The following is an 11861-nucleotide window of genomic DNA, read 5'->3' on the forward strand; positions in this document are numbered from 1 at the left end:
CCGCTCACCCCTTCGCCGGATTGGCAGGGGCACGCCGATTTGTAAGTGGCCGCTGATACGAGGGGTCATCCTTGCTCCGGCACGACACGCCGTTGAGCGCAAGATCGGGCACATCGGCAAAAGGTACCGGCATTGGCGGCGGCAGGCAGCCCCATTCGATCACATTGGTGCGCAGCGCGATCTTCCATTCGCCGCCGCGCCGTTCGAACCGGTCGACATACCGCCCGCCGGCGATCCACAGGCTCTCGTCGCGGTTGCGGCCGACAAACTGGTAGTACGTCTCGCTATGGGCAGTGTCACCATCCAGATCGATGCTGCTCTGGAGCAAGGCGTGGTGGGTGAGGAGCTGTCCCGCTTCGTGCATCGGCGCAGCCCAGTCCCAACAGTCGGCGGCACTGCCCACAAAAGGCCCCGCCGCCATTTCCGCATCGCCCCAGAAGGCAGAAAGGTAGATGGCCCGGTCGAACCGATCCATCCCGCGCGAAAAGCGGGCGAGGCATTCTAGGATATCCTGCTTGTCGAGCAAGGCATCGATCCGAGCGTCACGATCCGCCGTCATGCCTCCACTCCTTGCGCGATCGGCTGCCAGAGCGGCGATCCGCGCAAGGCCCGCGCGGAGGCTATCACTTGTCCGTCAATATCGGTCAGCCCATAATCCTGCGCCAGTTCCGCCGTGATGAACTCCCCGCCGGAACGCTTCATTACCTCGGGATCGGCGGCCAACGCAGCCACCACACGGCCGGGATGCTCGTCGCTGCTTCCCTGCATCTGGGTGATCGACGTCGTCATCCGCTCACCCATCCTTGCCAGATTGTCCCTGGCTTTCTCGGTCAGCGTAAGTCCTTGCCAGAGCGTGAGCGAGGCGACGCCATGCGGCTCGAGCTCCACCGCCATGTCCCGCGCCATCCGGCCTACCGCCGTCTTCGACGTCCCGAAAATTACCCCATACGTGTACGTGACGGCGGCAAAGCCCGAGATCGCCACGATCAACCCGGATTTTTGCGGCACCATCAGCCGCGCCGCATGCCAGGCGGCAACATAGTTGGACCTGACGCCGACATCCCACATTTCCAGATTGGCCAGCGGCTTTTCCCAGAAACCCTTAGGTTCGAGCAGGTCGTCGGACAGCGAGAAGGCGTTGTTGACAAGAATGTCGAGTTGCCCTGCCTCGGCAGCGATCCGCTCGAACAGAGCCGCGACAGCTAGGTCATCGCCATGATCGCAGGCGACCGCAATACCGCGTCCACCGCTCGCCGCCCCGCGCACGTCGCATTCGGCAGCGGTCCCACCAACGGTGCCGGGAAGATAATAATCCCCCTCGTTGACCGTGCGCCCGGTGACGTAGACCCTCGCCCCCTGCTCGGCCAGCACCAGTGCGATCCCCTTGCCGATGCCCCGGCTCGCGCCGGTGACCAGCGCAACCTTGCCTGCCAGCGGCGCGCTCATCCGACGTCTCCCGCGAACCAGCGCTCGCTGTAATCGCCATTGGCCCGGCCGGTGAAATGCCCTGCACCGAAGGGATAACCCATAACTCCCTGCGACCAGTCCGCCGCTGCGCCCCAATCCTGCTCCCAATCGTAGAGCATCACCCGATCGGCAATGCGCCATTCCCCGCTGCGCTTTTCGAAGCGATCGAGATAGCGTCCGCCGATGCAGGTATCGCGGTCTCCCTTTCCCATATCGATGCGGTGATAAGAGAATACGTGGGTCTCGGCCTGCGCCACCTCGCCGGCGAGTTCGATGACCGACTGCCCGATCAGATGCTGGGTATCCTTGATCGCATCGGCGCCCGGCACCACCCAGGCCAGATAAGCCTCGAAATTGCCGCTGTGCACGCCGTAGTCGAAACGCGCTTCCGGCCACCAGCAGGTCCGGATAACGTCAGCACTGCGCCGATCCTCTCCGCGGGCGAGACGGGCGATGCAATCGCGGATCATCTCGCGGTCAATCATCCGTTGGACCAAGGCTTCCATCTGTCCTCTCCCGAAGCCCTCCTTGCCGGAGTGGCCAGAACGTCGTCGAGCGCAGATCCATGGAGGCCGCCCGATTCCCGCCCATTCATGGAGCATGTGGTCATGGCCCCGCTTGTTGAATCCGGACAATCCGCCCTGCCCGCCAGCCACGACCCGCACCCTGGCCGGAAAACGCACAGGCGACGCGCTCCGTGCAGACATAACGACAAGAAGGGGGCAAGCTCCCGGTTCGTCGTCTCGGTCGGCTCCATGATGAGAGCAAGAAGCAGACCGGATCGGCGGGCCGCGCGAGGTGGAGATGCAAGACTATCGCAACACGCACAGGGGCGCCAATCACCGCAGTGCATGCCTGCAAGGCGACGACTTCATACGGGCCCGGCTCCTGCGCCATTTCCCCGAATTGGTCGCCAGCCTTGGCGGCAAGTCCGCCGAAATCCTTGAAACGGCCGGGATCGAACCATTTGGCTGCGAGGAGGAAAACGCAGTCACCTGTGCCCAGTGGATCCTCGCCATGGAAACCGCTGCCGCGCGCCTCGGCCTCCCCGATTTTGGCATGCGTCTTGCGCGGCGGCAGGGCGGACAGGGTGCCCACGCCGTCGTTGGCAGGGCGATGCGCCATTCGCCAACTTTTGGTGCAGCAATCGATCAGGCCGTTCGCCATAGCGGCGCGCATTCGCGCGCCAGCCGGATCTGGCGCGGGCAAAGCGCCTCGCGAGACCATGTCTTTGTCGGCCATGACCTCCTGATTTCCGGCCATTCCCGACGCAGCCAGAGCATCGAGCAACTTCTCCTGTTGGGTCATCTGGGCGCCCAGGCGCTGACCTCCGGACGCGTTCGGGCGCGCGCGATTCACCTGCGTCACAACGCGATTGCTTCCCCCGGAACCTACCGGCGCAACTTCGGATGCGATGTGCGCTTTGTCCGGGACGAGGACGGCATCGTCTTTCGTGCCGACGACATGGCCTGCCCGGTGCACGAAGCCGATCGGCACGAACTGACACGGGCCGTGGCACACCTACACAAAAACCACGGCGGATCGCCTCACCCAGCCAGCATGCAAGTCCGCGCGATCATCATGCCACGGCTTTGGATGAACGGCTGCAATACCGAACTTGTGGCAAGTCTCCTCGGCATGCACCCGCGCACGCTGAACCGCCGCCTTCGCGAGGAAGGTCTGACATTCCAGCGGATCAAGGATGAGGTCAGGGCCGACCGCCTGCTCTTCTATCTGGAGCAGACAGATCTCCCGATCTGCGAGATCTCCCAAAAGCTGGGTTTCGCCGAGCAATCTGCGCTGAGTCACTTTTCCAGACAGGTCTTTGCCATGAGCCCCACCGATCTACGAACCGCAGCTTCAGGCAGGCCGTCGAACCATGGGAACGTCGCAACAGGTCAAGGGGTTTCGCCCCGCATCGACAGTGCCAACTGCAAGAGCGCATGATCGCTCGTCTGCGCGACGTTGATCCTCAGAAACGAGGTCGCGCTCTGGCTCGGGCTGAAGACATTGCCGGGCGCCAGAACGACGTCTCGGGCCAGACAGCGCCTGGCAAGCAAGGCACTGTCCACCCCATCGGGCAAGCGGCACCACAAAGTGAAGCCCCCCACTGGCTCTCCCTGCGGCACGATCCCCATCGCCGTGAGGCGAGGCGCCATGGCCTGCCGCGCCCTGGCAAGACGGCGGCGAAGTTCTTCCATGTGGCGTCGAAACCCCCCGCCGGCGAGAACCCTGCTAATCGCGCTCGTGGCGAGCGGCGGCGGGCCGCCGAAACCTGTCGCCAGTTGCAGGTCGGTCAAGGCATCGATCCACTCCGGCCGCGCCGCGATGTAGCCGCAGCGCAAGGCGGCCGACAGCGTCTTCGAAAAGCTGCCGATGCGGATCACACCCGAAAGACCATCAAGCGCCGCCATGGTAGGCACGCCCGGCGCAAAATCCGCAAAGATATCGTCCTCGACGATCACCATGCCATGCGCCGCCGCGATGCCCGGAAGCCGGTGGGCGGTCGTCAGGCTGAGGCTGCCTCCCGTCGGATTATGAAGGTTCGAATTGGTGATGTAGAGGCGCGGCCGCTGTGCCGCGACAACCGCCTCGAACGCGGCGGGATCAGGCCCGGAGCGCAGAAACGGCACACTGACGGCCCGCACCTTGTGGGCGGCGATCAGTGCCTGATAATTGAAGTAGCACGGATCGTCGAGCAGCACCGTATCACCGGGAGCCAAGAGCAGGCGGCAGATCAGGTCGATCGCCTGCGATCCCGACTGGGTCAGCAGGATCCGATCCGGATCGCACTCCAGCCCCTCGGCGGCAAATCGCAAGGCGATCTGGCGCCTCAGCACGGGGTCACCTGCCGTGGTCCCGTAAAGCGTCAACAGATCGCCATCCCGACTGACCTCGCGCAGCGCCTTCTGCAAGGCGCGCTGCGGCATCCAGTCAGGCGGCAACCAGCCGCAGCCCGGTTTGTCGCTCGACTGGGAGGAATCGAGCGACTGACGAGACACCCAGAAAGGATCAATCTCATGCTCTCGCAAAGGCGCATGGGCGGCCGGTCCCTGCGGTGCCCCCGCCAGATGGCTGACAAAAAAGCCCGAGCGGGGGACCGCCGCGATCAGGCCTTCGGCAACCAGGCGGTCATAGGCCTCCACCACCGTAGCCGGTGAAACGCCGAGATCGGCCGCGCTGCGCCGAACCGAAGGCAGCCGGTCCCCCGCACAGAGCGACCGCGTCGCAATGCGACTGCGGATGCCCTCGATGACTCGTCCAGTCTGGGTTACCTCAGCCAATTGTATCGCTCTCTATATCAGTACAGATGAATCATTCTGTATCGCTCTGTAGCTGGCAAGACCAGCGGCTTTCGCTAGATCACGCCCCCTCGGACCTGGAGAGATCACACATGCAGAATTCCTTTAGAGGCTGGGGAAGCGGCCTCATGGCCGTCATCGTCTTCAGCGGCTCGATGCCGGCGACGCGCCTTGCCGTGCTGGGAATATCACCTCTGCTGCTGACCTGCGCACGTGCACTGATTGCCGGCCTGCTGGCCGCCCTGCTGCTGCTGGCACTGCGCCAACCGCTTCCGACAGGACGGCAGTGGCAAAAACTCTCGGTTGTCGCGGGCTGCTGCGTAATCGGCTTTCCCTTGCTGTCTGCGCTTGCCCTCCAGCACATGTCGTCGGCCCGTTCACTGGTGTTCATGGGCCTGCTCCCCCTCAGTACCGCGATCTTCGGAGTAATCCGTGCCGGTGAGCGCCCTTCTCCGGCGTTCTGGATCTTCGCCCTGATCGGTGCGCTCGCGGTGGGTGGCTTTGCCCTTACCAACGATGGACATTCCTCGGCCGCTGGCGACGGTCTGATGATCCTGGCCATCGCCGTATGCGGCCTGGGCTATGCCGAAGGCGCGGTGCTGACCCGCGAACTTGGCGGGTGGCAGGTCATCAGCTGGGCCCTGGCGCTGTGCATACCACTCGCGGCTCTCGGCGCCATCCAGTTCTGGCCCCAGGCCGGGCTCGCCGCAATCGGCACATCCAGTTGGCTCGGGCTGGCCTATGTCTCGGTCTTCTCGATGCTGGTGGGCTTCATCTTCTGGTACCGCGGACTAAGCCTGGGCGGAATCGCACGGGTCGGACAACTGCAACTGCTCCAGCCATTCCTCGGCCTCGGACTCGCGTCCGTGCTTCTGAACGAGCACGTCTCATCGCTCATGCTGGCAGCTACGATGGTCGTAATCGGCAGTGTCGCTGGCGCAAAGCGCTTCGCTTGAGAGACCGTTTGAAAATTCGCGACATGCGAATTTAACAGCACCGGTCCTTTCCCATCCCCCGCCACCGATCGATAATGTCCTGCGAGTGACAGGGGTATGGGAAAGGGCCGGCACCGCCTCGAGAAAGCCCCTGCTGGCCATTTTCGAACGGCCTTTCTGAACAATATTCCTTATTTCGACAAAATAACCACCAAGTGTCATCAATATTTCTTCACAAAATTAAGGTAATGACAAATAGCAACAGTAATGAAATAAAAATGAATGTTGAAATTTACCGTTGCCAATAATCCTCACTTCAAGAATTTCACAACAAACGCCGCCAAACCACTGCACCACTGTCTCGACACTGTCATGCAGGGGCGATTATGACTTCGGCAGCAGCGACGCCCTGGCTGCTGAAGACGACCGTTGGCGGACGATTGTGCTTCCAGGAGCTTGGAGACGCATGCTGAAGCCATGACGCTCCCCCTTGCGGGGGAGCACCTATGAGGTCGTAGATCCAATGCAGAAACGCTCCCTTCTCGTCGCTTCGGCGGCGAGCCTCGCGATCGCCTGCGCGCTCGGTTCCGCCCCGGCGCGCGCCCAATCCACCGGTTCGCTCGATTTCGAGAATTCGGACATCGTCGTCACCGGCAAGGCCCAGAACGACATTGCCGGCATCGTCATCCCGGCCACCCCGAAGGCCAAGCAGGTCCTGACCAAGGACGTGATCGGCCGCGAGACGCCGGGCCAGTCGATCGACGAAATCATCAACCTGATCCCTGGCGTCAGCTTCCAGAGCTATGACGGCTATGGCTCCTCGGGCGGCAGCCTGATGATCCGCGGTTTCGATGATACGCGCATTTCCCAGACCTTTGACGGGATTCCCCTCAACGACACCGGAAACTACGCGCTCTATACCAATCAGCAGCTTGATCCGGAATTGATCGAGCAGGTCAACGTCAATCTTGGCACCACCGACGTCGATTCGCCGACTGCATCGGCATCGGGATCGACCGTGAACTACCGTTCGATCGATCCGAGTCACGAATTCGGCGCTCGCATGGTCGGCACGGTTGGCGACTACGGCAAGATGCGCATCTTTGGCATGATCAACACCGGCGATCTGAATTCGTCCGGGACCCGCGCATGGGTCTCGGCCTCCAAGGACACCTACAACGCCCTTTACGGCGGTATCGGCAAGATCGACAAGACCCAGTTCAACGCCAAGGTCTACCAGCCGATTGGCAACAACGGCGACTTCATCGCGATCTCGGGCCATTACAACGTCAACCACAACACCATGGCATCAGACTGGGCGCTGACCAATACCAGCGGCATTCCCACCAATGCCGATGAGCGTGACGCCTATACCGTCGCGCGCTGCACCATCCCTTCCGGCACGGAAAGCGTGGCGGATGCCGCCAGCTCTTGCGGTTCGGCCTGGGAATATCGCTACAACCCGTCGAAGACCGCGAACATCCGCATCAATTCGCGCTTCACGCTCAGCGACAAGCTGACGCTTACGGTTGATCCCTACTTCCAGTACACCTCGGCCAACGGTGGCGGCACCGTGGTGGCCAAGGAAGGCAGCTACAGCAGCACCATTGCCAGCGGATACATCAACGGCACCCCCTACTTCGGCGGCGTCGACCTCAACGGTGACGGTGACACCCTGGACTCGGTCCGCCTCTCGGCCCCGAGCCAGACCGAAACCTACCGCATCGGCGTGATCGCCTCGCTCCGCTACGACCTGTCCGACAACCAGCGCGTCCGCGTAGCCTACACCTATGATCGCGGCCGCCATCGCCAGACAGGCGAACTGGGCTACCTCGATTCCGACGGCTTCGCGTCGAACTACTTCAACACCAGCGACGCCCTGACGGACGTCAACGGCAACGTCCTGCAAAAGCGCGATCGCCTTTCCTATGCGATCCTGCACCAGGTTTCGGGTGAATATTCGGGCGACTTTGCCAGCAACGCCCTCCATCTTGTCGCAGGCCTGCGTGTGCCGTTCTTCCGCCGCAACCTGACACAGAACTGCGTGACCTATACCAGCACCGGTTCGGTGAACTGCCTTGCCGACGCCGACAGTCTGGCCGCTTACGAAGCCGGCCTGACCACGACTTACGCAGCGCCGCAGAACAAGGTGTTCGACTATAGCCGGGTCCTGCCGAACGTGGGCTTCACCTACGACTTCACCCCGGCACTGTCGCTGAACGCCAACTACTCGAAGGGCCTTCAGGTCCCGGGCACCGACAATCTCTACACGAACGCATTCTACTATTCGGACGGTTCCGCCGATCCGAAGCCCGAAGCCACCGACAACTTCGACGTCGGCCTGCGTTACCATTCGGGAATGTTCCAGGCCTCGGTCGCGGGCTGGTACACGATCTTCTCGAACCGCCTTTCCTCGGCCTACAACCCCGATACCCAGACCTCTACCTACACCAACCTCGGCACGGTCGACCGTTACGGCATCGACGGCAGCCTGGCATTCCGGCCCGAGAAACACATCTCCGCCTATCTCTTCGGCTCGTATCTCTGGTCGAAGATCCGCGACGACGTACAGACCGGCACGTCCACTTACGCTGCAACGTCCGGCAAAATGGAAGGCGGCGTCCCGCACTACACCGTCGGTGGCCGCCTGGAAGGCAATGCCGGCCCCGCATCACTGGGCGTGGAAGTCAAGAAAACTGGCTCGCGTTACTACAACAGCCTGAACGTTGCTGTCGAAGACAGCTCGGGCAACAAGCTCTGGGATGCCAAGGTGCCGGCCTATACCGTCGTCAATCTCGACGCGCGCCTGAATCTGGGCTTCCTCGGCCTGAACGACAAGACGTTCGTTCAGCTCAACGTGACCAACCTGTTCGACAAGTTCTATTACGGCGCTTTCGACGATGCAGGCATCACCAATACCGCAACGACCTACGCCTACATCGGTGCTCCGCGCACTTTCTCGGCATCGGTAAACTTCCAGTTCTGATACGACAACAACAGGCCCGGAGCTTTCGAACTGGAACTTTCGAACTCCGGGCCTGACTTGCGTCAGCGTTCCTGCTCTGGAAACAATGCGCTGGGCAGTCGGATCGCTAAGCCCAGCGCCATGACCAGCAACACCTCGATCACGGCAATGGCAGGCAGCATCGTGCGCCCGCTTCCGGCGAAGAACGCCGTTCCGACCATCGCGACACCAAGAGCCATTCCCAGTTCCTGGACCGTCTTGACGATGCCGCTGGCCACACCGGCGTGCGCTGGATCGACGCGCGCGAGCATCACCGGCGTCAGCGGGCCGCTCGTCATGCCCATGCCCACCCCTGCCAGTCCAAGGCATGGTAGTGCCCATATGTAGGGCATGTTGCCCTCGATCCAGCAGAGCGTCATGCCCGCAAAGATCGCCATCAAGGAAATGCCGCCGAAAATGACCCACCTTCCGTAGAAAGCCAATAGCTTTCGGCCAAGAAACGCGATCCCGAACATCACGCCGACACTGAAAGGCACGTGCAAAAGTCCAGTTTCAAGCGGTGAATATCCACGCAAGGTTTGCGCGCCGAATGCAAAGACAAAAAGGAATCCCCCCGTCGCAATTCCGAAGGCAAGCGCAATCGAAAGCCCCATCACGAATTGCCGCTGCCGCGCCAACGCGGTCGGAAAGACCGGCGCCTCCCCCTTGCCCTCCCGGCGGACAGTCCGCCGCCATACCAGTGCCAAGGCAATGGGCGAAGCTGCCAGCAACGCGAAATGCCATGGCTTCCAGCCAAGATCGTGCCCGCGCACGAGCGGGTAGAGCAAAGCCGCCATGGCCACACCCAGCAAGGCCGTACCGCGGCCGTCAATCCCCCGCGGAAGCGGGGAACGTGCGCCCGGGAGGAGCCGGGCAGCCAACATCGTCGCTGCCAGCCCTACCGGCACGTTGATCAGGAATACGCTGCGCCAACCGGTATCGAACAGGTTTGCGTGGATCAGGATCCCGCCGAGGATCGGCCCCGAAATCGCGGATAGTCCGCCGATCACACCGACCCAAGCCAGTTTGGCCACCCGCTCCATCGGGCCGTACAGCACCTGGATCAGCGCCATCACCTGGGGCGCCATCATCGCGCCCGCACTGCCCTGCAGTACGCGCGCGGCGATCAATTGCCCTGGACTCGCGGATAGGCCGCACAACAGCGACGCCAGTGTGAAGCCGGCCACACCGCCAATGAACAGGCGGCTGTAGCCGAAGGCATCGCCCAGCCGCCCGCCCAGCATCAACAGCAATGCAAATGCCAATGAATAGCCCGCCGCCACCCACTGCGCCTGCGCTGCCGCCGCCCCGAAATCGCGCTCGATGACCGGCAGCGCAGTGTTGACGATCGTAACGTCGACGATCTCCAGCACCAGCGCGACCATCAGCGTCAGGTAGGCAAGCGACTTTTGCCGTTCGGTCAGTTCCGCCGGTAGTGCCGACGACACGATCGCCGTCAAATCACGCCTTCCTTCAGCATCGAAACCGCCGTCGCACAGGCCCGCGCGGTAAGCGCCATGTACGTGAGCGAAGGGTTCTGACAGGCCGACGAACTCATCTGCGCGCCGTCGGTGACGAACAGGTTCGGGATATCGTGGGCCTGACTCAAGCGGTTGAGAACCGAGGTTTTCGGGTCCCAGCCCATGCGCGCGCCGCCCATCTCGTGGATCGAGGTGCCACCGTGACCGGGCCGGTCGAACCCCATGATGACATGCCCGCCCGCTTCGGTGAGCATCGCGGTCGCCTCGCGGTGGGCATCGGCCAGCGCGGCCAGCTCCTCCTTGCCATGCTCGAAGGCGATCTCGAGCTGGCGCACGCCGCGCGGATCGGCGCGCTTGCTCAGCGTCAGGCGGTTGCTGGCGCGCGGCATCGAATCCGCGAAGACCACCAGCACCATCGTCCACGGGCCGATCTTGTGCAGTTCCTCCTTGTAGTCCTTGCCGATGCCACCCATCCGCTTGCCGCGCGTCCAGGTGCCCTGCAGCGCACCGCCCTGGAATGAATAGCCGCGCGTGAAGCCGTCCCCGTCCAGCGTATCGAGATTGCGGAAGCGCGGGATGACGATGCCGGTCGGGCGGTTGCCGAAGCTGGTGCGCCCTTCGTAACCGGGCATCACCGCCATGGCCGCCATCGTATTGGCATGGTCCATGATATGCGTGCCGAGCACGCCGCTGGAATTGGCAAGGCCATGCGGCATCGCCTCGCTGGCCGAGTTCAGCATCAGATGAACCGAATTGAACGCACCTGCATTGAGGAACACGACCCGCGCATAAGCCACTTTGTGCTCGCCGGTTTTGGTGTCGATCCAGCGTACTCCGGTGACACGGCCGGTCTTCGGGTCGTAATCGACCTTGTGGACCTGCGCATCGGTAACGACCTTCAGCCGCCCGGTCTTCTTCGCCGCCGGCAGCGTGGCCGATTGCGTGGAGAAATAGGCGCCATAGGAACACCCCCGCGCGCAGATGCTGCGGTACTGGCAATGTCCGCGGCCTTGCTCCGGGCGCGCTTCGGTGAGATTGGCGGTGCGGCCGATGGTCATCACCCGGTCCGGGTACTTCGCGCGAATACGCTCACGCGCGGCCTGCTCTACGCAGTTCAGTTCCATCGGCGGCAGGAAGCGCCCATCGGGAAGCTGAGCCAGTCCCTCCGCCGCGCCGGAAACGCCGACGAATTCCTCGACCTTGTCGTACCACGGCGCCAAATCGGCATAGCGGATCGGCCAGTCGGTGCCGAAACCGTCGCGCTTGTTGGCACCAAAATCATAGTCCGACCAGCGATAGCACTGCCGCCCCCATGTCAGCGAGCGACCGCCAAGCTGGTAGGAGCGGAACCAGTCGAACTCCTTGCCCGGTGCCTTCTGGTAGGGCTGTTCGGTATCGTTGACGAAGTGGTTCTCGGTGAACTCGTTGAAATGCCGGTTGAGCATCTGCACCGGGTATTCACGGGCGTAGAGCGCCGCGTCGCCCTGCCCGCGATATTCCATTTCCCACGGAGCCTTGAGCTCGGTCTCGTAGCCCGTCTGATGCTCGATATTGCGCCCGCGCTCTACCATGAGCACGGTTAATCCCGCCTCGGTGAGTTCCTTGGCCGCCCAGCCCCCGGTTATGCCGGAGCCGACGACGATCGCATCGAATTGCGTGTTGTTTTCCATTG

9 protein-coding genes are annotated in these 11861 nt (G+C 62.7%); 3 read left to right on the forward strand and 6 right to left on the reverse strand.

What is annotated here, in order from left to right:
• Positions 1-4: 4 nt before the first annotated feature.
• The 3 genes from DM450_RS21420 to DM450_RS21430 are packed head-to-tail and all read right to left on the reverse strand — an operon-like array spanning position 5 to position 1973.
• The gene (locus DM450_RS21420; RefSeq protein WP_142638939.1) at positions 5-559 is read right to left on the reverse strand and encodes a nuclear transport factor 2 family protein; all 555 of its coding nucleotides are present in this window, start codon (positions 557-559) and stop codon (positions 5-7) included.
• On the reverse strand, positions 556-1446 hold the full coding sequence (locus DM450_RS21425) for an SDR family NAD(P)-dependent oxidoreductase (RefSeq protein WP_142638941.1): 891 nt from the start codon (positions 1444-1446) through the stop codon (positions 556-558). The genes DM450_RS21420 and DM450_RS21425 overlap by 4 nt, the downstream gene beginning before the upstream one ends.
• Complete coding sequence (locus DM450_RS21430) at positions 1443-1973, reverse strand: nuclear transport factor 2 family protein (protein ID WP_142638943.1); 531 nt, start codon at positions 1971-1973, stop codon at positions 1443-1445. Before DM450_RS21430 ends, DM450_RS21425 begins: the two co-directional genes overlap by 4 nt.
• Before the next feature lie 298 nt (positions 1974-2271).
• On the opposite strand from DM450_RS21430, the gene DM450_RS21435 reads away from it, so the two are divergent.
• The gene (locus DM450_RS21435) at positions 2272-3414 is read left to right on the forward strand and encodes an AraC family transcriptional regulator (RefSeq protein ID WP_142638945.1); all 1143 of its coding nucleotides are present in this window, start codon (positions 2272-2274) and stop codon (positions 3412-3414) included.
• On the opposite strand, the gene DM450_RS21440 is transcribed toward DM450_RS21435, so the two are convergent.
• Positions 3366-4751: a PLP-dependent aminotransferase family protein gene (locus DM450_RS21440; RefSeq protein ID WP_260610481.1), complete on the reverse strand. Its 1386-nt coding sequence runs from the start codon at positions 4749-4751 to the stop codon at positions 3366-3368. The two genes, DM450_RS21435 and DM450_RS21440, sit on opposite strands and share 49 nt — an antisense overlap.
• Before the next feature lie 110 nt (positions 4752-4861).
• On the opposite strand from DM450_RS21440, the gene DM450_RS21445 reads away from it, so the two are divergent.
• Both DM450_RS21445 and DM450_RS21450 read left to right on the forward strand, forming a co-directional pair.
• The gene (locus DM450_RS21445) at positions 4862-5725 is read left to right on the forward strand and encodes a DMT family transporter (protein ID WP_142638950.1); all 864 of its coding nucleotides are present in this window, start codon (positions 4862-4864) and stop codon (positions 5723-5725) included.
• Positions 5726-6227: 502 nt separating this feature from the next.
• Positions 6228-8690 (forward strand): TonB-dependent receptor, encoded by a 2463-nt coding sequence (locus DM450_RS21450; protein ID WP_142638953.1) that lies wholly within the window; start codon positions 6228-6230, stop codon positions 8688-8690.
• Between the two features lie 62 nt (positions 8691-8752).
• Here the strand turns inward: DM450_RS21450 and DM450_RS21455 are convergent, their stop codons facing one another.
• A complete protein-coding gene (locus DM450_RS21455; protein ID WP_242526478.1) occupies positions 8753-10168 on the reverse strand; it encodes an MFS transporter in 1416 nt (471 codons plus the stop codon).
• Positions 10165-11859 carry an FAD-dependent oxidoreductase gene (locus DM450_RS21460; RefSeq protein WP_142638955.1) on the reverse strand — a complete coding sequence of 565 codons (1695 nt, stop codon included), beginning with the start codon at positions 11857-11859 and terminating at the stop codon, positions 10165-10167. The genes DM450_RS21455 and DM450_RS21460 overlap by 4 nt, the downstream gene beginning before the upstream one ends.
• Positions 11860-11861 lie beyond the last annotated feature (2 nt).

The sequence above is a fragment of the Sphingomonas sp. IC081 genome (assembly GCF_006874585.1).
Lineage (GTDB): Bacteria > Pseudomonadota > Alphaproteobacteria > Sphingomonadales > Sphingomonadaceae > Novosphingobium.

What these genes read in the sequence shown, in the direction of transcription:
- DM450_RS21430 (WP_142638943.1), bottom strand. Translation starts at nt 1,973, where the DNA reads ATGGAAGCCTTGGTCCAACGGATGATTGACCGCGAGATGATCCGCGAT.
- DM450_RS21435 (WP_142638945.1), top strand. Translation starts at nt 2,272, where the DNA reads ATGCAAGACTATCGCAACACGCACAGGGGCGCCAATCACCGCAGTGCA.
- DM450_RS21445 (WP_142638950.1), top strand. Translation starts at nt 4,862, where the DNA reads ATGCAGAATTCCTTTAGAGGCTGGGGAAGCGGCCTCATGGCCGTCATC.
- DM450_RS21425 (WP_142638941.1), bottom strand. Translation starts at nt 1,446, where the DNA reads ATGAGCGCGCCGCTGGCAGGCAAGGTTGCGCTGGTCACCGGCGCGAGC.
- DM450_RS21420 (WP_142638939.1), bottom strand. Translation starts at nt 559, where the DNA reads ATGACGGCGGATCGTGACGCTCGGATCGATGCCTTGCTCGACAAGCAG.
- DM450_RS21450 (WP_142638953.1), top strand. Translation starts at nt 6,228, where the DNA reads ATGCAGAAACGCTCCCTTCTCGTCGCTTCGGCGGCGAGCCTCGCGATC.
- DM450_RS21460 (WP_142638955.1), bottom strand. Translation starts at nt 11,859, where the DNA reads ATGGAAAACAACACGCAATTCGATGCGATCGTCGTCGGCTCCGGCATA.